Raw genomic sequence first — 23490 nt, 5'->3', positions numbered from 1 at the left:
GGCCTTACGTCTCGATTTTTTCCCGGCGAAAGCCCAGCCCGACCAGCCGCCCGGTCAAATGGGCAAGAAGCGGAAATCGCATGAGCGCCAGCACAAGCGCCGGCGGACCTTTCGGCTTTTCCGCCTCCTCCACCTGCCCCTTCTTGCGGCCGATGCGCATCATTCGCTGCAGAAATTGCGTGGCCTTGGTCGGGAAGGATCGTCGCTTCTCGATTGCGGCGAGATCATCATCACCAACGGGCCGGCCGGATAAAAATACCGGCACCAACACATTGGCCGCAGCAACGGCATCCTGAACGGCCAGGTTGACGCCGACACCGCCAACCGGCGACATGGCATGGGCCGCGTCCCCAATGCAGATCAGGCCGGGTTTCCACCAGCGCTTCAGCCGGTCGATGCGAACGGTCAGGAGATGCACGTCGTCCCAGCTGGTAAGTTCGTCAAGCCTCTCGCGCGGGAAAGGGCAGATTTCCGCCACCCTGTCCCTGAACGCCTCAAGTCCCTGCAGCTTTATGTCCGCGAAAAAGCCCTTGCGCACCACATAACCGCATTGCCAGTAATCGCCCCGGTTGATCATCACGAAACCCTGTCGCGAGCCGACATGACCCATGGTTTCGGTCGAATCGCCCGGCTGTTTTGAAAGCCGCATCCACAGCACCTCGGTCGGAACACCGAACCGCTGGATTTCCAGCCCCGCCGCCTCCCGGACGATGGAAGTACGGCCATCCGCACCCACCACCAGATCGGCGGCAATCTCGATCACCCCATCCGCTGTATTGACGATGAGACCGCCGACACGCCCGTCGCGCTCGATAAGGCCGGTGACCGGCGCATTCATCAGCAGCCGGAAGTTCTCATATTGCCCGGTCTTGCCGACGATGAAATTGAGAAAATCCCATTGCGGCATGAAGGCGATGAAACGATGACGGACCGGCAGCCGGGAAAAATCCGCGATCGTGATACGCTCGCCGCCGATAACCGCGCTCAGCCGCGGCGCGCGCGTATGCGGCAGGCTGAGGAACTCGTCGATGAAACCCAGCTGCTCCATCAATTCAAGCGTGGAGGGGTGGATGGTATCACCGCGAAAATCGCGCAGGAAATCCCCGTGTTTCTCGACCACCGTCACATCGATACCGCTGCGGGCAAGCAGCAGGCCAAGCATCACACCCGCCGGCCCACCACCGGCAACGGCAACGGAGGTGCGGATGTGCTGAACCGCCTTACCGTCATTTTCCGGCGCGACTTTCGCTTCTTCCATCACATCTCTCCGTTTCCGCCCCGTTCAACATTCTATCGTGGATCCGTCACCGGAAGATTTGCATTTTTTGGCTGCGGCCAGCCATAGGCATCGAACCGAAACAGCATTTCGGACCGGGCAAAGATAAAAGCGAAGGCCATGGCCGTCCACATGCCGAGCAGCAGCCCGGCGGCGACATCACTTGGATAATGCGCGCCAACGATGACACGCGAAACGCCGATGACGAGGGCGAGCAAAAAAAACGCCCAGCGGAAGCGCGGCACCAGCATGGCCAGAACACCGAAAAAGGCACCGGCGGCCGTCGAATGCCCCGAAGGGAAGCTTTCATAGAGATTGTCACCGGTAAACGGCGTGAGACTATACGCGCCCATTTCCAGAAAAAGCTCCGGTCGCGCCCGCCCGATCAGGAATTTCAGCGTATGGACGAGAATGCTCGCCGTGCCGATCGTCAGAAAGAAATAGGCAAGAAGCCGCCACGCCGTTCTCAACCGCCCGGCATAGGTCTGGGCCTGCAAGACGCGCGCGGCGACATAGGCGAGAATGGCCAGGGCACCGGTTGAATAAAGCATCCAGCTGAAGGTTCCGAAATCGGTGATGGCACGGTTGAAGGAGACAACACCGCCCGGCAGAGCCTGCGCACCTTCGGAAAGACGCGGATCAAAAGGAATAAAGACCAGCACCAGCACAAGGCTTGCCGCAAAAATCCACCCGCTGGAAACTAGAAATCGTCGCATCAAGGTCCTCTCATCGTTTTCTTGCATATGGCTTTGCCATCCGCAAAAACAATAGCCCGGCGTTTGTCCTTGTTATGGCTGGTTTTCGCGAGTAGAGGCTAATGCATGTAGCCCGAAAAAGTGCAGCGGTTTCGCAAGAATGCCATGCTCTAAAAGGTGCAAACCGCACGATACCAACGGACCGAAGATGACGAATACCAGTGAAATGCCACGCAAACTGACGATATTGGGTTCCACCGGTTCAATCGGCACCAATACGCTGGATGTCGTGCGTCAGCTGGGCGGCCGTGATCAGTTCGAGATCATGGCCCTGACCGGTGCGGGAAATATCGCGCTTCTGGCGGAAAAGGCGCGCGAGTTCGGTGCGAAGCTTGCGGTTACCGCCGAAGATGACAAATATGAAGAATTGAAATCCGCCCTTACCGGCACCGGCATAAAAGTCGCGGCCGGCAAATCCGGCCTTGAAGAAGCCGCTTCGATGGACGCCGGCTGGGTGATGGCAGCGATTGCCGGAACGCCAGGCCTTGACCCGACGCTGACAGCCGCCAGGCGCGGCGCGGATATCGCCCTTGCCAACAAGGAGTGTCTGGTCTCGGCGGGCGATGTTTTTCTGCGCACGGTCAAACAGGGCGGCGGCAGGCTGATCCCCGTCGACAGCGAACATAGCGCGATCTTCCAGTGCCTGACCGGCGATCACAAACAGGCGGTGGAGCGTATCGTGCTGACGGCCTCCGGCGGGCCATTCCGCACCTGGTCGCGCGACGAGATGGCCAATGTCACGGCCGATATTGCCCGCGCCCATCCCAACTGGTCGATGGGGCTGAAGGTCTCCATCGGCAGCGCCTCCATGTTCAACAAGGGGCTGGAAATGATCGAGGCGAAATACCTCTTCGATCTCAGACCCGATCAAGTGGAGGTGATCGTCCATCCGCAATCGATCGTGCACTCGATGGTCGGTTACAGCGACGGTTCCTATATCGCCCAGCTCGGCTCGCCCGATATGCGCACCGCCATTTCCTATGCCCTCACCTATCCCCGGCGCGGCAATCTCAACGTGGAACGACTGGATTTCGCGAAACTGGCACGGCTCGATTTCGAGGCGCCGGATGAGGCCCGCTTCCCCGCGCTGCGGCTCGCCCGCATGGCGCTGGAGCGTGGCGGTTTGCAGGGTGCCGCCCTGAACGCAGCCGAGGAAACCGCCTTTCACGCCTTCGTCGCAGGTGGTATCGGCTTCCTCGACATGGCCGAAATCGTCGAAACGGTCATGGACCGCCTGCATGACGGCCGCTCCGCCACCACGATTGAAGATGTCTTCGCGGCCGACGAAGAAGCCCGCCACCACGCCCGTGAATTGATCTCCACCAAAGAAAAGGCCGCGTAAACGCGGCCCGATCTGCTTTTATTTGAATTAAGGCCTTACGCCACCGCGCGCGCCAGTGCGCAATGCGACCAGAGCTGATGCAGCGCACCGACCAGCTGCTCGATATCGGCATCGGTATGCAGCGGCGTCGGGGTAATGCGCAGGCGCTCTGTCTTGCGCGGCACGGTCGGGTAATTGATCGGCTGCACATAGACACCGTGATTGTCGAGCAGGATATCCGAAATCCACTTGCACTTGGCGGCATCGCCCACCATGACAGGCACGATGTGGCTTGGATTGTCCATATGCGGAATGCCGCGCGCGTCGAGAAGGCCACGCAGCTTGCGCACCCGGTCCTGATGGCGGGCGCGCTCGAACGGGCTTGCCTTCAGATGCTGGATCGAGGCAATGGCACCGGCGGCGAGCGACGGCGGCAGGGCCGTCGTGAAGATGAAGCCGGAGGCGAAAGAGCGGATGAAATCGCAGACCGCCGTAGAACCGGTAATATAGCCGCCCATGACGCCGAAGGCCTTGCCAAGCGTTCCCTCGATGATCGTCAGGCGATCCATCAGACCTTCGCGCTCGGCAATGCCGCCACCGCGCGGACCATACATGCCAACGGCGTGAACCTCATCGAGATAGGTCATGGCGCCATAACGGTCGGCCAGATCGCAGATTTCCTTGATCGGCGCGATATCGCCATCCATCGAATAGACGGATTCAAAGGCGATGAGCTTCGGCGCGTTCGGATCGGCAGCCTTGAGCTTTGCCTCGAGATCTTCAAGATCATTGTGTTTCCAGATCACCCGTTCGCAACGGCCGTAACGGATACCCTCGATCATCGATGCGTGGTTGAGCGCATCGGAGAAGATGATGAGGCCCGGAATTTTCTGGCCAAGCGTACCGAGGGTCGCCCAGTTGGACACATAACCCGAGGTGAAGATCAGCGCCGCTTCCTTGCCATGCAGGTCGGCGAGTTCCTGTTCAAGCAGGACGTGGTAGTGGTTGGTGCCAGAAATATTCCGGGTGCCTCCCGCACCCGCGCCACAGTGATCAATGGCGGCTTTCATGGCTTCGATGACTTTCGGATTCTGGCCCATGCCGAGATAGTCGTTGGAGCACCAGACCGTGACGTCCCTGCGCTCGCCATTGGCGTTATAGCGTGTCGCGCGGGGAAAATTACCCTGCTGGCGTTCGATATCCGCAAAAACGCGATAACGTCCCTCAGAATGCAGGCTTTGCAGTTCCGTCGTGAAAAATGCCTCGAAGTCCATGCCATGCTCCAGAATTGACCAGACCGTTTTCCGCTCCGACACCCGGACCGTCAACCCTTTCGGGCCACTTTAACCGCGTCTGCGTCAATTCGCCGTTGTTTTGAACCATTCCAATAAACCGTTTATAGCCGCCGATGAAAAGTACAAAATTGATTCACATCAAAAAACCACGAATTTTGGAACCTTTTTCGCCTAGTCCCGTTGTCTGGCACGCAATCGATTTACGCGCGGAGGAATCCCCGAAACATGAGGCTTCCCTTAACGGCATCGAATTGTTAGTTATCTGTGGCGGTCGGAGGTAGCAGTCGCCGCAGATAAATATGGGACGCCTACCGAGCCGAAGAGCTCATTGTAACGTTGGAGAGAGTTTCATGAAGAAGGCAATCATATTTGCGCTGGTCGGCCTGTCGCTCGCAAGCTGCACGCAGACCGAAAAGGGTGCTTCGATCGGTGCCGTTTCCGGTGCGGTCCTCGGCGGCGCTATCACGGGTAACGTTCGTGGCGCGGCTGTTGGTGCGGCAATCGGCGGTGTAGGCGGCGCTCTGATCGGCAACGCTTCCGAGCCGGGCTATTGCTATTATCGCGACCAGTACGGTCAGCGTTACACGGCACGTTGCCGCTAATCGCTGCGCGAAATACCGTTGCACAGAAGCCCCGGTCATCCGGGGCTTTTTGCGTTTAGGGCGGCAAAACGCCAGTCGAAGGGTCCTCAAAGCCGTTTATTTATGATTAAATTGCAATGTTAACGGACAGGAAACGGGTTAGAGCGACAATAAATGCTCAACCATAAAGCAGCATATGCGAAGAACACGAACTAACCCGAAGACAGGTATTGCGTATCGGAAGGCTGGCACCGCACTTGCGGTTGCTTTCACGTTCGCCCTGTATCCAGCGTTTACCCGTGACGCCTTTGCCTTCAAACTGTTCGGTATGCGCCTCTGGGGTTCGGAAGAACCGGAGGTGGAGGTTATCAACCCCGTCAAATACGCCGTCACGCTCGACGCGGGTGAAGCCGACAAGGCGCTGAAAGGCAGCCTCGAAAACAGCTCGCTTCTTCTCGCCGACAAGGACAAGCCCGCCTCCGGCGACCTTGGTCTTCTCATAAAGGCCAGGGACGACCGCGACAGGCTGATCGCGGCACTTTATGAAAACGCCCGGTATGGCGGTATCGTCAAGGTCACCGTCGCCGGCAGGGACGTGGATGCTCTGCCGCCCAATCCGGTCTTCGATCACAGCGCACCCGTACCGGTCGTCATAACGGTAACGCCAGGTCCGAAGTTCACGCTCGGCAGCGTTCGCCTTGAAGGCGATGTGACGGGCCGCAACCTTGAAGAATACGGCCTCGTCACCGGCGGCGATGCCGGGTCTCTGGCGATCATCCGCGCCGGCAACAAGCTGATCGACGACCTGAAGGCGGAAGGCCGGCCACTCGCAAAGCTGACGAAGCGCGAAGCGGTCGCAAATCACGCGACGAATACGGTCGACATCACAATGGCGGCCGAAGGTGGGCCTGTTGCGCCGCTGGGCGAGGTCACCGTCACCGGCGAAAAAACCGTCGATGGCGACTTCATCCGCCGTTATTCGCGCCTCAATGGCGGCGAACCCTATTCACCGGAAAAACTGCGCAAGGCCGCGGACCGGCTACGCCAGCTGGGCGTCTTCTCCAGCCTGACAATCAAGGAAGCGGGGACGCTGGCGCGTGACGGCTCCATTCCGCTGACCATCGAAGTGTCCGAAGGCAAGCATCGCTATTTCGGCGTCGGCGCCCAATATTCCACCACCGAAGGCATCGGCCTCCAGGGTTACTGGGGTCACCGGAACCTGTTTGGAAAGGCGGAATCGCTGCGTATCGAAGGATCGGTCTCACGCATCGCCGAAGCGTCAAGCGTGGAAGGCATGGACTATTCGGCCGGCATCACCTTCACCAAGCCCGGCATGTTCAATCCGCGCACCACATTCAAGACGAGCCTGATCGCCAAGACCGAACACCCCGACACCTATGAAGCCAAGACGCTGACGGGCACGGCCGGTTTCGCCTATGAGCTGAACGACACCGACACCGCCGCAGCCGGCCTCGAGGTACAATGGGCCGACACCGAAGACGCCTTCGGCAAGAACGAATACCTGACCACCTCGATACCGCTGGAATTTGTTCGCGACACACGTGACGACAAGCTGAACCCCACCGAAGGTTTTCGCGCGTCGGTGGCTGCCAAGCCGAGCTATGAGGCACTGAACGGCACGTTCTTTTCTTCTTTCGAGGGCTCGATTACCGGCTACAAGGGGCTTGGTGCCGAAGACCGGCTGATCATGGCCGGAAAGCTCTCCGGCGGCGTACTGGTCGGCGGCAGCGACCTGCAGGACATACCCACCACCCGGCGCTTTTATGCTGGCGGCGGCGGTTCGGTGCGCGGCTACAGCTATCAGGAAATATCGCCCTATAATGCAGCAGGCGATGCGACCGGCGGCCGCTCCTATGTCGTGGGTTCCATCGAAGCGCGCATCAAGGTCACCGATACGATCGGCATCGTGCCTTTCATCGATGCCGGTGTGGTTTCGGAGGATGTGACCCCTGATTTTTCCGATATCCGGGCGGGTGCCGGTATCGGCCTGCGTTACGCGACGCCCTTCGGGCCTCTGCGTCTCGATGTCGCCACGCCGCTTAAAAAATATGATGGCGGTAACAGTTTCGGCATTTATGCTGGCATCGGCCAGTCTTTTTAAACGCCGCCATCGAACACCCTTGCAACAGAGTGTAGATTACCTTTGATGAAAACGTTGATTCGATTGCTGAAATGGCTGGGCTACGTTGCCTTGTGCGGCGTGGTGCTGGTGTTGCTTGCGGTTCTGTTCGTCGGTTTTACGCCGATGGGCGCAAGAATTGCCGCAAAGCAGATTTCATCGCTCGTATCGACGCCCGATCAGACGATCGAAATCTCTCCCCCCAGCGGTCTTCTGACCGGCCGCCTGCGGCTCGACAATGTCACCCTTTCGGATCGACAGGGACCCTATGCCCGCGTGAACCAGATCGCCGTCGACTGGTCGCCGCTCTCGCTTCTTGCGGGAACCTTTCATGCCGATCACGTGTCGGCCGGATCGATCGATGTCGAGCGCAAGCCCCTTGCCGCCGAAGAGACGACGACCAAAAGCTCTGGCAGTTCCTCGCTACCGATTGAAATCGGTATCGACAATTTCAGCTTCCCCGATATCAGCCTCGGGCAATCACTTCTCGGCACGCCTTTCGAACTGACGGCCGAAGGCAATCTCAAGGCCGCACGCGACGATATCCGGCTGTCGCTCACGGCGCATCGGGTGAATGCGGCGGATGCCGCCGTCAATGCCGACATCGCCTTTCTGCCGAATGAAAATGTCCTGAAGCTGAAAGCCGAGATGAAGGAGCCCGAAGGCGGTCTCCTTGCCACGCTGCTTTCGCTTCCCGGCACACCCGCAGTGGCAATCGACGTGAACGGCGAAGGGCCGCTTTCCAACTGGACCGGCACACTCCACGGCAATGTCTCCGGCAACCAGGTGATCAATCTCACCGGCCGCCACATCCTTGGAGATGACGGCACGCGCCGTATCGAAGTCGCGGGCGGCGGCCAGCCGGATCTGCTTCTTCCGCCCGCCTTCCGCCAGCTTTTTGCCGGTGAGACGAAGCTCGACGCAAATGCCACGCTCTCGCCGCAGGGCCGCATCGAAATCGGCAGCAGCACGCTGGAAACGGGCACCTTGTTGCTCACCGCTTCCGGCACCATCGATCCGAACGGCCAAAACGATCTTGCCACCAATCTCATCGGCACCGCGGGCCCCGTGGATTTCCGCTGGCCGCTGGAGAATGGCGAAGTCCAGGCTCTCATCAACGGTCTCGATCTGTCCCTGAAGGGTGGCGCAGACGCCGCACATCTCAAGACCACGGCATCATTGCGCAGCCTTGCCCTGCCACAGGGCCGGCTTGACGACGTCAAGCTGACGACCGAAAGCACCGATCTCAACATTGCCAGCCGCAGCGGCACCATCGCAACCGTCCTCTCCGTGGCGCAATCGTCCTTCGTCAGCCCGGATATCGACCGGCTGGTGCGGGCACCTCTCACCATCAAGGCGCCGCTCAGCCTCACCTCTCCCGCCATCGGCTTTGACGGCACGACGCTGGAAAGCGCCAGCGTCGGCGGAACGCTGAATGGAAGTTTCAACCTCGCCGGCAATCGGCTGACATCCAGCGTGCAGCTCTTCGCGCTGCCGGCCACCCTGCCTCCGACGCTGGCGGAAAAATTCGACACCACAATCGCCCTGCAGGGCGATATCGACCTGACCGTCGGCGGGCGCATCAGCGTGCAGAACCTCACCGTCAAATCCGGCACGATAGAGGCGGCAGGCGATGTCAGCCTCGAAAACGAGGCGTTGAACGCCAGCCTGACGGGCAAATTCCCCGCTCTCGAAAAGCTGACACCGCAGGCCAAGGGCATTGCCGATTTTGCAATCGAAGCCAGTGGCGCAGTCTCCGCACCGGATTTCAACGTCACCCTGAGTTCTGAAAGCGCGATCCTTGCCGGGCGGACCCTCGAAGCGCTGAAAGTCAGCGCCGCTGGCAAGGCTGATCCCAAGGCACCGCAGGCAAAACTCACCGCCAGCGGCAGCCTCGACCGGCAGAAGATCGACGCCAACGCCAATGTGGTGCAGACCGAAAACGGTACGGCTATCCCCGAACTGCATGTCGCAGTGGGTCGTAACCTGCTGAACGGGCAGTTGCAATTTTCGCAGCAATTCCTGCCGACAGGCAATCTCTCCTTCAATTTCCCGGACCTTGCGCTGCTGGCCGCACTTGCCGCGCAGCAGGCGGACGGGGATATTGCCGGCGATATCGCCTTGAGCAACGCCAATGGTCGGATCGCCGCGACGATAAAGGCGAATGGCGGCAGCATCCGCCAGGGAACCACGGTTATCTCGAAGCTGGCCGCCGATATTTCCATCGATGACCTGCAGGCGCTTGCCATCAACGGCAAGGTCAGTGCCGACAGCGTTAATGCCGGCGCAGCCTCGATTTCCGGCCTGAATGCCACTATCGGCCATTCCGGCACAACGACCGCATTCGACGTCAACGGCCGCTACGACAATGCGCCCTTGGTGGTGAAGGGCAGCGCCGACACTGGCGGCGCGCCGATGACGGTGAGGCTCGACGCCTTTTCCGCCGCGCCCAAGGGCATTGCGGTGCGGCTCGAAAAACCAAGCACCATTGCCATCCAGAACGGCACCGCCCGTATCTCCGACCTGACCATCATCACCGGCGACGGGCGTATTGAGGTCAACGGCACCGCCGGATCGTCACTCGATATCAACGCCGATATCCGTTCGCTTCCCGCCAGTCTCGCAAACGCCTTCGCCGCCGGGCTGGATGCGGCGGGCAGCATATCCGGCACCGTCAGCGCCAAAGGTGCCGCATCGGACCCGGCAGTCGATTATAATCTGAACTGGACGAATGCAGAGGTGTCGCAGACCCGCGCCGCGGGACTTGCCGCGCTCGGCATCAAGGCAAACGGCCGCTTTGCCGGCGGCACGCTGCAGATCGATACGAATGTGACTGGTCAGGGTGGCATGTCGCTTGCGGGCGGTGGCTCCCTTGGCATTGCCGGCAATCGCCCGCTTTCCATGGCCTTTACCGGCAGGCTGCCCTTCTCCGCCGTAGCCGCGCAGACTGCCGCCCAGGGCCTCGATGTGGACGGCACGGCCGCCATCGACGTGAAAATTTCCGGCAGCGCCACGGCACCGGTCGTGACCGGCAGCATCACCACTGACGGCACGCGCCTGACCGACGTGCGCCGAAACCTGACGATCAATGGACTGGGTGCAACTATCACCTTCGATCGCGATCGCGCTGTCATTTCCCGACTGGCGGGCAAACTGGCGGGCGGCGGCACAATCTCGGGAACCGGCAGCGTCGGCATAGCCGGTGGCGCGGGCTTCCCCGCAGACATTTCGATCACGCTGGATCGCGCCGGTTACAATGACGGAACGCTGGTGACCACGGTGGTAAGCGGTACGCTGACACTGAAAGGCCCGCTCTTGAATTCACCCGTGCTGGGCGGCAATCTGACGCTCGACAGAAGCGCCATCACCATTCCGGAGAAACTCCCCGCCTCATTGACGGAAATCGACGTCAAGCACAAGAACGCCCCGCCCAAGGTACGCGCGCAGGCGAAGGCGCTCGGCGGCGATCAGGGCGGCAGCGGCAGCTCGTCCACCATCAATCTCGATCTGCAGGTGAACGCGCCGAGCGGCATCTTCGTGCGCGGCCGTGGCATCGATGCGGAATTGACCGGCAATCTCACGATCCGCGGCACGGCTGCCGTTCCCGTCATCTCCGGCGGTTTTGAAATGCGCCGCGGCAGGCTCGAAATTCTCACCCGCCGTCTTGATTTCACCACCGGCAACATCAGCTTCGGTGGCGGCCTCATTCCGGTTCTCGATATGAAGGCGGACTCGACGGTTGGTTCAACCACCGTCACGGTTGCGGTTTCCGGCAATGCCAACGACCCGACATTCGCCTTCTCCTCGGCCCCTGCCCTGCCGCAGGATGAAGTCATGGCGCAGCTGATCTTTGGCCAGTCCATGTCGAAACTCTCCGCCCTGCAGATCGCCCGGCTGGCGGATGCCGCAGCCCAGCTGGCCGGCGGTCGCTCCACCTCGTTGTTCGACAAGCTCAGAAGCAATCTCGGTGTCGACGATCTCGATATCTCAACGGATTCCGAAGGCCAGGCCCGGGTTTCCGCCGGCAAATATCTCAACGAGAGAACCTATCTCGAGCTGCAGCAGAGCGGCGAATCCGGCGCGAAGGCGATCATCAACCTCGATGTCGGACGTGGCGTGAAATTGCGTGGCGAAGCGGGCGGCGATGGCGAAGGCGCAGCCGGCATATTTTACGAGAAGGAATATTGAGACCGGTCGCATTTAGGTTTGCGAAACCATCTCATGATACGACTCTTCCATTGAAGACGGAAATATTGTTTCCGGCTGTTCAGGCACCAGGCAGAACGCCAAACCCGCATATGCAAGTGTCGGTGCACTTGCGCCGGCCTCCACAGCGAGCATTGGGAAGAATTCTGATGGCAATGATAAACTCTACCAATTTTGGCGGTGAGACGCTCGAAATCATCGCATTCCGCCTGCATGATCAGGAATTCTGCGTGAAGACGACGACCATCCGCGAAATCCGCGGCTGGGCGCCTTCCACGCCCATTCCCCACGCGCCGAAAGACGTCATCGGCGTCATGAACCTGCGCGGCTCGGTCATTCCGATCATCGATCTGGCCCACAAGCTCGGCATGAAAAGCACCGTCGCCAACGAAAGAAGCGCCATCGTGGTGGCCGAAGTGCACAATATGGTCATCGGCATGCTGGTCGACCGCGTGTCCGATATCCTCACGATCCCGGCAAATCAGGTCCAGCCGGTTCCGGAAATCTCGGCCTCTTTCGACAAATCCTATTCCGAAGGCATCATTGCCAACGAACATGGCATGATCTGCTTCCTGAACCTTGCAAAGATGTTCAAGGGAACCGAAGCAGAAGATCTCGCGGCCTGAGCCCGCATATCGGGCGGCAACACCCGCTGGCCGCGATTATCGACAATTAGATCCAACCGCCGGAGCACCTCTCCGGCGGTTTTGTTTTTCCTTTTCTTTCGCTTAGTAAATAAGAACATTTTAATATTATAGATATCTAATATTAAAAGCCGAAGATCAGTGCCGCACCGGCACCCTATATCGCAGGTCCGGTACTGACCTAGGCCAGAAAACGAGAATTGCCTGCATTGCTGCCATCGGCGGCAAAACCTGTTCGTTGTTCAACATGAGACGGCGCGGACCGCATCCTCTGTGCGGCCAGCCGCGCCGTGGGCCGATATTCGGGGGACATCCAATGCTGGGGTTAGGGAAGAGTGCAGATAACCGGAACATGCTCGATGCGATATCCAGATCGCAGGCGGTCATAGAATTCGATCTCAAGGGAAATATTCTCACCGCCAACGGGAATTTCTGCACGGCGCTGGGTTACGACCTCGCCGAAATCATCGGCAAGCACCACCGCATGTTCTGCGACGCAGATTTCGTCGCCTCGCACGCCTATCAGGACTTCTGGGACGCTCTCACCCGCGGTGAATTTCAGGCCAAGGAATATCGCCGCATCCGCAAGGATGGATCGGTGATCTGGATAGAAGCCTCCTACAATCCGGTTTTCCGTTCCGGCAAACCTTATAAAGTGGTCAAGATCGCCACCGATATCACCGCCAAGAAAATCAGGGCCGTGGAAGATGCCGGCAAACTGGAGGCGCTTTCCCGCTCCCAGGCAACCATCGAATTTCTGCCCGACGGAACCATCATCACTGCAAATCCGAATTTCTGTGCCACCGTCGATTACGACCTCAAGGAGATCGAGGGCAGGCACCATCGCATGTTCTGCGATCCTGCCTATGCGGCGTCGCCGGCCTACGGCAATTTCTGGCCACGGCTGGCGGCGGGGGAATTCATCTCGGACGAATTTGTCCGGTATGGCAAGAACGGCAAGGAGGTATGGATTCAGGCTGCCTATAACCCTGTGCTGGATGACAAAGGCAAGGTGGTGAAAGTGGTGAAATTCGCCACTGACGTAACCCCGCGCATGAGCGCCATCGCCGTTCTTGCCGAAGCCTTGCGCGCGCTGGCCGAGGGCGATCTCATACAACGCCTCGATAATAGCTTCGTGCCCAGCATGGAGAAACTGCGCCAGGATTTTAACGAAGTGGTCGCCAAGCTTCAGGTCACCATGCAGACCATCGCCCATAATGCCTCTACCATTGCTTCCGGCTCGGGTGAAATTCGCATCGCCGCCGACCAGCTTTCACAGCGCACCGAACAGCAAGCCGCCTCACTGGAAGAGACGGCGGCGGCACTGGAGGAAATCACCACCACCGTTACCGACGCCAGCCAGCGTGCCGGAGAAGCCGGCAAGCTGGTGCTGCGGACGAAAGAGCATGCCGAACATTCCGGCGACATCGTCCAGCACGCAATTTCAGCCATGGACGCAATTTCCCGGTCCTCCGGGGAGATCACCAATATCATCGGCGTCATTGACGATATCGCCTTCCAGACCAATCTCCTGGCCCTCAATGCGGGGGTGGAAGCCGCCCGTGCGGGTGAGGCAGGCAAGGGTTTCGCCGTGGTCGCGCAGGAGGTTCGCGAGCTGGCGCAACGATCGGCGGTTGCGGCCAAGGAGATCAAATCCCTCATCAACACCTCTCGCGAACAGGTTGCCAATGGGGTGGACCTCGTCGGCAGGACCGGTGGCGCCCTCAGGGATATTCAGTCACAGATGGGGGAAATCGACGCCAATGTCTCCGCCATCGTAGAAGCCTCCCGGGAACAGGCAAACGGCCTCAGGGAAATCAATCAGGCCGTCAACGTCATGGATCAGGCCACCCAGAAAAACGCCGCCATGGTGGAGGAAACCACCGCCGCCAGCCACGGTCTCGCCAATGAAGCGGAAAATCTGCATGAATTGCTGCGGCAATTCAGAATATCGCACGAGACATCCGTATCATCCGCCCGGCCGGTCGACAGAAAACCGGCCGTGGTCACCAGACTGCCGACACCGCAGGCGCGATATGCCGCACCACGGTCTCATGGAAATGCCGCGGCCGAATGGGCGGAGTTCTAGCTCCCGGAAACCGGCAGGCCGCCGGGAAACGGCGGCGTGAACGCTAAAGGACGATGCGGTCCGCACGGGTGAAGATTTCAAAATCTTCACCCCGAACCAGAGCGACGAGGGTAACACCTGCGCGCTCGGCCGTTTCAATAGCAAGCGCCGTCGGTGCCGAGATGGCCGCCAGAACGGGACTACCGAGGATTGCCGTCTTCTGAACCATCTCCACCGACAGACGGCTTGTGACGGCCACAATGCCCGCAGGCGAAGATATTTCGGTGTTGATCACCGCGCCTGCCAGCTTGTCGAGCGCGTTGTGGCGGCCGACATCTTCGCGCACGGCAAGCAGCCCCTCCTGCGCGCTATAAAAACCAGCACCGTGAACGGCCCGCGTCTCACGATTGAGGCTTTGCGCCTCGCTCAACGTTTTCACCGCAGCAACAATATCATGGCCGTTGACGAAGAGTTCGACGCCGCTCAGATCGGGCACCGTGCGCACCGCCTGTTCGATGGATTCAATGCCGCACAGGCCGCAACCCACCGGGCCCGCCATATGTCGCCGTCTCGCCCGCAGGGCATCGGCTTCGGCATCCTGCAGGTCCACCTGAACATCATAGCCCTGCCCGGCCTCGACCACTTCAATGGAGCGAATTTCCGCGCGCGACGTTATGATGCCTTCCGTAAGGCTGAAGCCAACGGCGAAGTCGACCAGATCGGCAGGGCTCGCCATCATCACGGCATGCGTGCTGCCACCATAAGAAAAGGCCACCGGCACTTCCTCAGGCACCGCGCGTTCGCCCTCGGCTCTTGCCCCGTCGCGCAAAGCGGTTCTCGCGACCCTCCGGAAACTTGCCTCTGCCGACATGCCGATCCTCCCTCCATGACGAAACCAGCCGCTGCCCCGTTTGCGATCGGAGGGCAGGATTGCTTCCGACTTCACATCTAGCCCATTGTGCTGAAAATCGGAATCGGTTTCCCATCACGGGTGTTGAAACGGAAGGCTGGGATGCGCTCTGTATTTCCTCGCTGAGCGCCCTCCAGGCGTAAACCCCTCCCATTCAGCCGTTCTGCAAGCGAGCCGGCGCCATTCACAGGCTCCTGGCATGAGCAGGCGTGGGTCTCATTCAGTTGAGAACCAAAAACAAAAAAGCGACCGAAACGGCCGCTTTCTGCTTCAGGTTTTTTGTGGGCAGTCATTCTTTCGAACCCGCCCGGTGCTTTCAAGCAGCGACGAGAACCTCATGCAGGTTCGTCAGTTCATAAAGATGCTTTTCAAGCTTGGTCAGGTGCTCGTGGTGATGATTGCCCTCTTCGATTTCGGCCTTGGCCGCATCGATACGCTTCTGCAGCGTGTCGGGAGACATATCATCGGCCGAAACGGCGGATTCGGCGAGAAGCGTGCAGCCGGTCGGCAGAATATCTGCAAAACCGCCGAAGACGACATATTTGTGCGTCTCGCCGGAAGCGAACTTCACCGTTACCAGACCCGGCTTGATCGTGGTCATCGTCGGAGCATGATTGGCCAGAACGGTCATTTCACCCAGCGTAGCCGGGATGACGACTTCCGTAACCGTTTCGGAAACGAGCAGACGCTCCGGGGAAACGAGATCGAATTTGAAACTGTCAGCCATGGCTATTCACTTCTTTTCAATTACGCGGGCGTCACGGACTTGTCTTTTACAACGCAGGCGAAAGCCGTTCCGGTTTCACCATTGTCGGCAAGGCGCGTGGATGAACCGCGCGCCCGCCAATTCATGATCAGGCAGCCTCGGCAGCCAGCTTCTTCGCCTTTTCGATGGCTTCTTCCATCGAACCGACCATGTAGAAGGCAGCTTCCGGCAGGTTGTCGTATTCGCCGTTGACCAGGCCCTTGAAGCCCTTGATCGTGTCTTCGAGCGCAACGAGCTTGCCCGGCGAACCGGTGAAGACTTCAGCAACGAAGAACGGCTGCGACAGGAAGCGCTCGATCTTGCGGGCGCGGGCAACCGTCAGCTTGTCTTCTTCCGACAGTTCGTCCATGCCGAGGATGGCGATGATGTCCTGGAGAGCCTTGTAGCGCTGCAGGGTCGACTGAACCTTACGAGCCACTTCGTAATGCTCTTCGCCGACGATCATCGGGTCCAGCATACGCGAGGTGGAGTCGAGCGGGTCAACAGCCGGGTAAATACCCTTTTCGGCGATCGAACGCGACAGAACCGTCGTTGCATCAAGGTGCGCGAACGAAGTGGCCGGCGCGGGGTCGGTCAAGTCGTCGGCGGGAACGTAAATCGCCTGAACCGAGGTGATCGAACCCTTGGTCGTGGTGGTGATGCGTTCCTGCATCTGGCCCATGTCGGTTGCCAGCGTCGGCTGATAGCCCACGGCCGAAGGAATACGGCCGAGCAGAGCCGACACTTCCGAACCAGCCTGCGTGAAGCGGAAGATGTTGTCCACGAAGAACAGAACGTCCTGGCCTTCGTCACGGAAGTTCTCAGCGATCGTCAGACCGGTCAGAGCGACGCGGGCGCGTGCACCCGGCGGTTCGTTCATCTGGCCGTAAACGAGCGCGGCCTTGGAGCCTTCGCCGCCGCCAAGCTTGTTGACGTTCGATTCGATCATTTCGTGGTAGAGGTCGTTACCTTCACGGGTACGTTCACCCACGCCGGCGAATACCGAGTAACCGCCGTGTGCCTTGGCAACGTTGTTGATCAGTTCCATGATGAGAACGGTCTTGCCAACGCCGGCGCCGCCGAACAGGCCGATCTTGCCGCCCTTTGCGTAAGGTGCGAGAAGGTCGACGACCTTGATGCCGGTGACAAGGATCTGTGCTTCCGTCGACTGCTCGACATAGGAAGGGGCGTCCTGGTGGATCGCGCGCTTGGAAGCGGTGACAATCGGACCGGCTTCGTCAACCGGCTCGCCGATGACGTTCATGATACGGCCGAGCGTTTCCGGGCCAACCGGAACGGAGATCGGTGCACCGGTGTTGACGACGCCCTGACCGCGAACCAGACCTTCGGTCGAGTCCATGGCGATGGTGCGAACGACGTTTTCGCCGAGGTGCTGCGCGACTTCCAGAACGAGGCGGTTGCCGTTGTTCTCGGTTTCGAGCGCGTTCAGGATCGGAGGCAGTTCGCCTTCGAACGCCACGTCGACAACAGCGCCGATAACCTGGGTAACCTTGCCCGCGCCGTTCACCGCTGCGGTTTTCTTGGGGGTAGCTGCCTTAGCCATTATCCTTACCCTCTTTCCTTACCTCAGAGCGCTTCCGCGCCCGAAATGATTTCAATGAGTTCCTTGGTGATCTGAGCCTGACGCTGACGGTTGTAGGACAGCGTCAACTTGTTGATCATCTCACCGGCATTGCGCGTTGCATTGTCCATCGCGCTCATCTTGGCGCCCATTTCGCCGGCAACGTTTTCGAGCAGAGCCCGGAAAACCTGAACCGAAATGTTGCGCGGAATAAGGTCTTCCAGAATAGAAGCCGCATCCGGCTCATATTCGTAGACGGCGTTCTGCGTCGCCTCATCCTCTTCCACAACAGGCGTTGCGGCGGGAATGAGCTGCAGGCCGGTCGGGATCTGGCTGATGACGGACTTGAATTCCGAGTAGATCAGCGTGCAGACATCGAACTCACCCGCGTTGAAGAGCGAGATCACCTTCTTGGCGATCTGGTCGGCGTTTTCAAAACCGACCCTCTTCACGTCACGCAGCTCGATGCGCTCGATGATGTTGGCTGCGAATTCGCGGCGAAGGCTGTCGTAACCCTTCTTGCCAACCGTGATGATCTTGACCGTCTTGCCTTCGGAAATCAGCTTACGGGCGTGATCGCGGGCAAAACGGGAAATCTGCGAGTTGAAACCGCCGCAAAGACCACGTTCAGCCGTGCAGACGACGAGCAGATGCACGCCGTCCTTGCCGGTGCCGGTCATCAGCGCCGGAGCAACGTCCGCCTCAACCGCCGTAGCGATATTGGCAAGAACGGCGCTCATGCGCTGAGAATAAGGCCGGGCGGCCTCCGCAGCTTCCTGGGCGCGCCGAAGCTTCGCCGCGGCGACCATTTTCATCGCCTTGGTAATCTTCTGCGTCGCCTTTACCGAGGCAATGCGGTTTTTCAGATCCTTTAGTGAAGGCATCCGTTATCCGTCCGAGTAAAAGAGCCCTGATTACGAGAAAGACTTGGCGAAGTTATCAAGAGCGCCCTTGAGCTTGCCCTTGGTATCGTCGCTGATAGCCTTTTCCGTGCGGATGGTGTCGAGGATCGCCTTGCCTTCCGAGCGGAGGTAGGAGAGGAAACCCTGCTCGAACTTGCCGACCTGTGCGACCGGGATCTTGTCGAGGTAGCCGTTGACACCGGCGAAGATCACCGCGACCTGTTCTTCCGTCTTGAGCGGAGAGAACTGCGGCTGCTTCAGAAGCTCGGTCAGGCGGGCACCGCGGTTAAGCAGGCGCTGCGTGGAAGCATCAAGGTCCGAGCCGAACTGGGCAAAGGCGGCCATTTCGCGATACTGGGCGAGTTCACCCTTGATCGAACCGGCAACCTGCTTCATCGCCTTGATCTGAGCGGCAGAACCAACGCGCGAAACCGACAGACCGACGTTAACGGCCGGACGGATGCCCTGGTAGAACAGGTCGGTTTCAAGGAAGATCTGGCCGTCGGTGATCGAGATCACGTTGGTCGGAATAAAGGCCGAAACGTCGTTACCCTGGGTTTCGATGACCGGCAAAGCCGTCAGCGAACCGGCGCCCATTTCGTCGGAGAGCTTTGCAGCGCGCTCGAGAAGACGGGAGTGGAGGTAGAAGACGTCGCCCGGATAAGCTTCACGGCCCGGAGGACGGCGCAGCAGAAGCGACATCTGGCGATAGGCAACGGCCTGCTTGGAAAGGTCGTCGTAACCGATGAGAGCGTGCTTGCCGTTGTCACGGAAATATTCGCCCATGGCGCAACCGGCAAACGGAGCAAGGTACTGCATCGGCGCCGGATCGGAAGCGGTCGCAGCAACGATGATCGAGTACTGCAGCGCGCCGCGCTCTTCCAGAACCTTCACGAACTGGGCAACGGTCGAACGCTTCTGACCGATAGCGACGTAGACGCAATAAAGCTTGTCGCCGTCAGGACCATTGTCGTGAATGGCCTTCTGGTTCAGGATCGTGTCGAGAATGATCGCGGTTTTGCCGGTCTGGCGGTCGCCGATGACGAGTTCGCGCTGGCCACGGCCAACCGGGATGAGGGCGTCGATGGCCTTGAGGCCGGTCGACATCGGCTCATGAACCGACTTGCGCGGAATGATGCCGGGAGCCTTGACGTCCACGCGCGAACGCTTGGCGGCATTGATCGGGCCCTTGCCGTCGATCGGGTTGCCAAGCGCGTCAACGACGCGGCCGAGCAGTTCCGGACCAACGGGAACGTCAACGATAGCGCCAGTCCGCTTTACGGTGTCGCCTTCCTTGATGTCACGGTCCGAGCCGAAGATAACCACACCGACGTTGTCGGCTTCGAGGTTGAGCGCCATGCCGCGAATGCCGCCGGGGAACTCGACCATTTCGCCGGCCTGAACATTGTCGAGGCCATAGACGCGGGCGATACCGTCACCGACGGAAAGCACCTGACCGACTTCCGAGACTTCCGCCTCGTTGCCGAAATTTTTGATTTGATCTTTCAGAATTGCGGAAATTTCCGCGGCGCGGATATCCATCAGCCAACCTCTTTCAGTGCAAGCTTAAGGGTGGAAAGTTTGGTGCGAAGAGACGTATCGATCTGGCGAGAGCCGACCTTGACGATCAGGCCGCCGAGGATCGACGGATCGACGGTAACGGAAATCGTCACATCCTTGCCGGTAACGCTCTTCAGCGCCGCTTTCAGTTCAGTTTCCTGCGCCTCGTCGAGCGCATGTGCCGAGGTGACCTCGGCGGTGATTTCGCCGCGGTGGTCGGCGGCAATGGCACGGTAGGCGCGGATCATGCCGGGAACGGCAAAGAGACGGCGGTTATTCGCAACGACCTTGAGGAAATTAACAGCAAGACCGGCAATGCCGGCCTTCTCGCAGATCGCGGTGATTGCCTTGAACTGATCCTCGGCGGAAAACACCGGGCTCGCAACCAGACGCTTCAAATCGTCGCTTTCGTCGAGAAGTGCGCCGAACTTGTCCAGATCGGCCCCAACCGCTTCAACCGCACCCGCTTCCAAAGCAAGCTCGAAAAGCGACGACGCATACCTTTCCGCTACACCGGATGTTCCCTGGGAGGTGTCTGCCACGGGCACTTTTTCCCTGCTAATCATCCAAGATCGTCAGCGATGGGGATCCATCACATCAAATTCTTGAAATCGTTTCAATTTCCCCGAAAAAGACCGGAATTCCCCCCTGTCTTTTCCCAATTTCGCGGTCCGTCTAGCATAGGACGCCGGGACTCGCAACACGCGTAATAGCGGAAAGCGCCGTTTGGGCAAGGGGGAATGCGTTTAAATTTTCCGATTTCGCTCAGGATGCGGCATCTGTGCGTCACAAAAGGCAAAAAGCCCGCTTCAGACCAGCCCGAACACGTAGCTCAACGACAGTGCAGCGAGCAGAAAGTGTACAACCAGGAGTATGAAATTCCGCATGGTTGCGCCTCCGTCCGAGAGAATGGAGAGAATGCCGCCGAACACGCTGAGACCGAAAGCCGCACCGAAGGCGAGATAGACCATGGGCTGCGCCAGAAGCAGGGCGGCGGCGCCGAGACCGAGATAGAAGCCGGCAAGCGATGAGCGCACGAGCGCATAACCATCCCTGCGCTCACCCGACGGCTGCAGACCAAAGGCACGCAGCGTAATCCCCGGCGCAAACATGAAAAAAAGGCCCATCACGGCCGAAACCACCGCCGCTCCGAAAGCCAGCTGCTCGCCGAACTCGGCGGGAAAATAAAACTCCATCTCGGTCCCCAAATCATTTTGACTGCCTGCTGCGTTATGACACGGTCATGACAGCGGGAAAACGCCCCAGCGGCAAAGTTCAAAGGAAACTTTGCGGATCGATATCGAGCTGAACATGCACGCTGCCGCGCTCTTTGGGGCCATTGGCCAGCAATGTGCGAAGGAAGGACTGCATATCGGAATTGCGCCGCCCATGCACCAGGAGACGGAAACGGTGGCGGCCGCGGATGAGCGCGAGCGGCGCTTCCGCCGGGCCGAGTAGCATGATGCCGGTAACCTGCGGCGCTGCGGCCCTTAAACCCCTGGCATGGGTTTCCGCTTCCCCGCGCGTATCGGCGGAAACGATGATCGAGGCGAGACGGCCGAAGGGCGGCAGAATGGCCTTTTCCCGCTCCACGATCTCCCTTTCGTAGAAGGCCGAGGCATCGCCCGAAACGATCGCCTGCATGACGGGATGCTGCGGCTGGTAGGTCTGCAGCAGACCATGGCTCTTCAACCCCGTGCGCCCGGCGCGCCCCGTCACCTGCGAGAGCAGCTGGAACGTTCGCTCTGCCGCGCGCGGATCGCCATTGGCAAGGCCCAGATCGGCATCAACGATGCCGACAAGCGTCATCAGCGGAAAATTATGCCCCTTGGCGACGAGCTGCGTGCCGATGACGATATCCGCCTCACCCTTGACGATCGCCTCCAGCTCCAGCCGGAGGCGCTTGACACCCATGAGATCGGAGGAGAGCACGATGGTGCGGGCCTCGGGGAAATGTTTCTCCACCTCTTCGGCAATGCGCTCCACGCCGGGACCGCAGGCCACCAGATGATCGAAGGTGCCGCACTCCGGGCAATGGTCCGGCGTCGGCTCATTGTGGCCACACTGGTGGCACTGCAACTGATTGCGAAAGCGGTGCTCCACCAGCCAGCTGGAACATTGCGGGCACTGGAAACGGTGGCCGCAGACCCGGCAAAGCGTCAACGGCGCATAACCACGGCGATTGAGGAAAAGCAGCGCCTGCTCGCCCTTTTCGATCGTCTTGCCGATGCCGCGCAGCAGGACGGGCGAGAGAAACCCTCCCCTTTCCGGCGGATGGCGGCGCATATCGACGAGGTGCAGATCGGGCATCGCCGCATCGCCAAAACGTGTATGCAGGTGAATGGTGTTGTAGCGCCCCGAACTGCCATTGACCTGGCTTTCCACCGACGGCGTTGCCGACACCAGCACGACAGGAAATTCTGCGATCCGCGCCCTGACGACGGCCATGTCACGGGCATTATAAAAGACGCGGTCTTCCTGCTTGTAGGCGGGGTCGTGCTCTTCATCAACGATGATGAGACCGAGATTGTCGAAGGGCAGGAAAAGCGCCGAGCGCGCGCCGGCCACCACCTTCACCTCACCCGTCACCGCCTGCCGCCAGACCTTTTCACGCATGCGCGGCGACAGGTCCGAATGCCATTCCGCCGGTTTCGCGCCGAAACGATCCTGAAAACGCTCAAGAAAGGCCGCCGTCAACGCGATTTCAGGCAGCAGGATGAGAACCTGCTTGCCCTGACGGAGCGTTTCGGCCACCGCCTCGAAATAGACCTCGGTCTTGCCCGAGCCGGTCACGCCATCGATCAGCGAGACATGAAAACCACCCTTGCGCACATCTTCAAGGATTTCCGAAGCGGCCTGTTTCTGCGGGCCTTCCAGACGCGGCTCGACATAGTCAGGATCGGGCTCGGCCACGACAGGCGGCGCTGGCAGAAAAACCGTCTCGAACACGCCCTGTTTGACAAGGCCGTCGATGACGCTGGTCGAAACGCCGGCGGCATGGGCAAGCCCGCTCTTCGTCCAGCCGTGCCCTTCCGCGGCCAGTTCCATCACCCGTTCGCGGGCGGGGGTCAGGCGCTCCGGCCGGCCTTCCGTCAGCCGAAGCCCCTCGATCATCGGTTCGGGATCGAAGGCGGTAGGCGCTCTGAGCGCCATGCGCGCCACCAGGCCGGGCGGAGAAAGCGTATAGGCGGCAACCCAGTCAACGAAACGGCGCATCTCCGCCTTCAGCGGCGGGCATTCGAAACTCTTGGTGATGGGCCGCAATTTCTTTGGATCGACGCCCTTGTCGCCGGCATCGTCCCACACCACGCCGAAGACCTGTCGGGGACCGAGTGGCACCTGCACGACCGAGCCGGTCTCGACCACCATATCCTCAGGCACCGCATAGCTGTAGGGCCCGGGCGCCGGCATGGGCACGAGAACGGGCACCGTGCGCACGGGCGACGGCGGGTCGAACAAAGCCCCAAACAGATCGGACGAATCTTTTGCCATGATGTGGCGACCA

Annotated in this window: 17 protein-coding genes; 6 read left to right on the top strand and 11 right to left on the bottom strand. The window is 59.9% G+C overall.

Annotated features, from left to right (window positions below; genetic code table 11):
* Positions 1–4: 4 nt before the first annotated feature.
* Positions 5–1258 (bottom strand): FAD-dependent oxidoreductase, encoded by a 1254-nt coding sequence (locus N434_RS06600; protein ID WP_110756758.1) that lies wholly within the window; start codon positions 1256–1258, stop codon positions 5–7.
* 32 nt (positions 1259–1290) lie between these two features.
* Entirely contained in the window at positions 1291–1992 is a 702-nt protein-coding gene (locus tag N434_RS06595) for a phosphatase PAP2 family protein (protein ID WP_181423895.1), read from the bottom strand.
* Between the two features lie 187 nt (positions 1993–2179).
* Here N434_RS06595 and dxr point away from each other — a divergent pair, with 187 nt between their 5' ends.
* Positions 2180–3373, top strand: coding sequence for a 1-deoxy-D-xylulose-5-phosphate reductoisomerase (gene dxr / locus N434_RS06590; RefSeq protein WP_110756754.1), 1194 nt, complete (start codon positions 2180–2182; stop codon positions 3371–3373).
* A gap of 35 nt (positions 3374–3408) precedes the next feature.
* On the opposite strand, the gene hemA is transcribed toward dxr, so the two are convergent.
* On the bottom strand, positions 3409–4626 hold the full coding sequence (hemA, locus tag N434_RS06585) for a 5-aminolevulinate synthase (protein WP_065114252.1): 1218 nt from the start codon (positions 4624–4626) through the stop codon (positions 3409–3411).
* Between the two features lie 371 nt (positions 4627–4997).
* Here hemA and N434_RS06580 point away from each other — a divergent pair, with 371 nt between their 5' ends.
* The 5 genes from N434_RS06580 (at position 4998) to N434_RS06560 (ending at position 14307) form a co-directional block, all read left to right on the top strand.
* The gene (locus N434_RS06580) at positions 4998–5249 is read left to right on the top strand and encodes a YMGG-like glycine zipper-containing protein (RefSeq protein ID WP_003492347.1); all 252 of its coding nucleotides are present in this window, start codon (positions 4998–5000) and stop codon (positions 5247–5249) included.
* 175 nt (positions 5250–5424) lie between these two features.
* Entirely contained in the window at positions 5425–7350 is a 1926-nt protein-coding gene (locus tag N434_RS06575) for an autotransporter assembly complex protein TamA (protein ID WP_110756752.1), read from the top strand.
* A 45-nt stretch (positions 7351–7395) separates the two neighbouring features.
* Positions 7396–11556, top strand: a complete 4161-nt coding sequence (locus N434_RS06570) for a translocation/assembly module TamB domain-containing protein (protein ID WP_110756750.1) — start codon at positions 7396–7398, stop codon at positions 11554–11556.
* A gap of 167 nt (positions 11557–11723) precedes the next feature.
* Positions 11724–12200 carry a chemotaxis protein CheW gene (locus tag N434_RS06565; protein WP_003504949.1) on the top strand — a complete coding sequence of 159 codons (477 nt, stop codon included), beginning with the start codon at positions 11724–11726 and terminating at the stop codon, positions 12198–12200.
* 370 nt (positions 12201–12570) lie between these two features.
* Positions 12571–14307: a methyl-accepting chemotaxis protein gene (locus N434_RS06560; protein WP_181423894.1), complete on the top strand. Its 1737-nt coding sequence runs from the start codon at positions 12571–12573 to the stop codon at positions 14305–14307.
* Positions 14308–14350: 43 nt separating this feature from the next.
* On the opposite strand, the gene fdhD is transcribed toward N434_RS06560, so the two are convergent.
* The 8 genes from fdhD to N434_RS06520 all read right to left on the bottom strand — a co-directional run bounded on the left by fdhD (position 14351) and on the right by N434_RS06520 (position 23477).
* Positions 14351–15157 (bottom strand): formate dehydrogenase accessory sulfurtransferase FdhD, encoded by an 807-nt coding sequence (gene fdhD / locus N434_RS06555; RefSeq protein WP_110756746.1) that lies wholly within the window; start codon positions 15155–15157, stop codon positions 14351–14353.
* Positions 15158–15512: 355 nt separating this feature from the next.
* The gene (locus N434_RS06550; protein WP_003492358.1) at positions 15513–15923 is read right to left on the bottom strand and encodes a F0F1 ATP synthase subunit epsilon; all 411 of its coding nucleotides are present in this window, start codon (positions 15921–15923) and stop codon (positions 15513–15515) included.
* A 127-nt stretch (positions 15924–16050) separates the two neighbouring features.
* Positions 16051–17505: a F0F1 ATP synthase subunit beta gene (gene atpD / locus N434_RS06545; RefSeq protein ID WP_065114256.1), complete on the bottom strand. Its 1455-nt coding sequence runs from the start codon at positions 17503–17505 to the stop codon at positions 16051–16053.
* Positions 17506–17528: 23 nt separating this feature from the next.
* Positions 17529–18407 carry a F0F1 ATP synthase subunit gamma gene (locus N434_RS06540; RefSeq protein ID WP_065114257.1) on the bottom strand — a complete coding sequence of 293 codons (879 nt, stop codon included), beginning with the start codon at positions 18405–18407 and terminating at the stop codon, positions 17529–17531.
* Between the two features lie 30 nt (positions 18408–18437).
* The gene (atpA, locus tag N434_RS06535) at positions 18438–19967 is read right to left on the bottom strand and encodes a F0F1 ATP synthase subunit alpha (RefSeq protein ID WP_046799528.1); all 1530 of its coding nucleotides are present in this window, start codon (positions 19965–19967) and stop codon (positions 18438–18440) included.
* Entirely contained in the window at positions 19967–20533 is a 567-nt protein-coding gene (locus tag N434_RS06530; protein ID WP_174030529.1) for a F0F1 ATP synthase subunit delta, read from the bottom strand. Before N434_RS06530 ends, atpA begins: the two co-directional genes overlap by 1 nt.
* Positions 20534–20794: 261 nt before the next feature.
* Entirely contained in the window at positions 20795–21181 is a 387-nt protein-coding gene (locus N434_RS06525; RefSeq protein ID WP_110756744.1) for an AGROH133_08824 family phage infection protein, read from the bottom strand.
* 79 nt (positions 21182–21260) lie between these two features.
* The gene (locus N434_RS06520) at positions 21261–23477 is read right to left on the bottom strand and encodes a primosomal protein N' (protein ID WP_110756869.1); all 2217 of its coding nucleotides are present in this window, start codon (positions 23475–23477) and stop codon (positions 21261–21263) included.
* Positions 23478–23490 lie beyond the last annotated feature (13 nt).

The organism is Rhizobium sp. UGM030330-04 (genome assembly GCF_003208455.1).
In the GTDB taxonomy this organism is placed as follows: Bacteria; Pseudomonadota; Alphaproteobacteria; order Rhizobiales; family Rhizobiaceae; genus Agrobacterium; species Agrobacterium rhizogenes_A.
Note: the sequence above shows the minus strand (reverse complement) of the source record. Positions and strands in the feature narration are given on the sequence as shown.

Bases quoted from the DNA above. Each gene is read 5' to 3' on its own strand.
- N434_RS06600 (WP_110756758.1), bottom strand. From the start codon at position 1,258: ATGGAAGAAGCGAAAGTCGCGCCGGAAAATGACGGTAAGGCGGTTCAG.
- N434_RS06595 (WP_181423895.1), bottom strand. From the start codon at position 1,992: ATGCGACGATTTCTAGTTTCCAGCGGGTGGATTTTTGCGGCAAGCCTT.
- dxr (WP_110756754.1), top strand. From the start codon at position 2,180: ATGACGAATACCAGTGAAATGCCACGCAAACTGACGATATTGGGTTCC.
- hemA (WP_065114252.1), bottom strand. From the start codon at position 4,626: ATGGACTTCGAGGCATTTTTCACGACGGAACTGCAAAGCCTGCATTCT.
- N434_RS06580 (WP_003492347.1), top strand. From the start codon at position 4,998: ATGAAGAAGGCAATCATATTTGCGCTGGTCGGCCTGTCGCTCGCAAGC.
- N434_RS06575 (WP_110756752.1), top strand. From the start codon at position 5,425: ATGCGAAGAACACGAACTAACCCGAAGACAGGTATTGCGTATCGGAAG.
- N434_RS06570 (WP_110756750.1), top strand. From the start codon at position 7,396: ATGAAAACGTTGATTCGATTGCTGAAATGGCTGGGCTACGTTGCCTTG.
- N434_RS06565 (WP_003504949.1), top strand. From the start codon at position 11,724: ATGGCAATGATAAACTCTACCAATTTTGGCGGTGAGACGCTCGAAATC.
- N434_RS06560 (WP_181423894.1), top strand. From the start codon at position 12,571: ATGCTCGATGCGATATCCAGATCGCAGGCGGTCATAGAATTCGATCTC.
- fdhD (WP_110756746.1), bottom strand. From the start codon at position 15,157: ATGTCGGCAGAGGCAAGTTTCCGGAGGGTCGCGAGAACCGCTTTGCGC.
- N434_RS06550 (WP_003492358.1), bottom strand. From the start codon at position 15,923: ATGGCTGACAGTTTCAAATTCGATCTCGTTTCCCCGGAGCGTCTGCTC.
- atpD (WP_065114256.1), bottom strand. From the start codon at position 17,505: ATGGCTAAGGCAGCTACCCCCAAGAAAACCGCAGCGGTGAACGGCGCG.
- N434_RS06540 (WP_065114257.1), bottom strand. From the start codon at position 18,407: ATGCCTTCACTAAAGGATCTGAAAAACCGCATTGCCTCGGTAAAGGCG.
- atpA (WP_046799528.1), bottom strand. From the start codon at position 19,967: ATGGATATCCGCGCCGCGGAAATTTCCGCAATTCTGAAAGATCAAATC.
- N434_RS06525 (WP_110756744.1), bottom strand. From the start codon at position 21,181: ATGGAGTTTTATTTTCCCGCCGAGTTCGGCGAGCAGCTGGCTTTCGGA.
- N434_RS06520 (WP_110756869.1), bottom strand. From the start codon at position 23,477: ATGGCAAAAGATTCGTCCGATCTGTTTGGGGCTTTGTTCGACCCGCCG.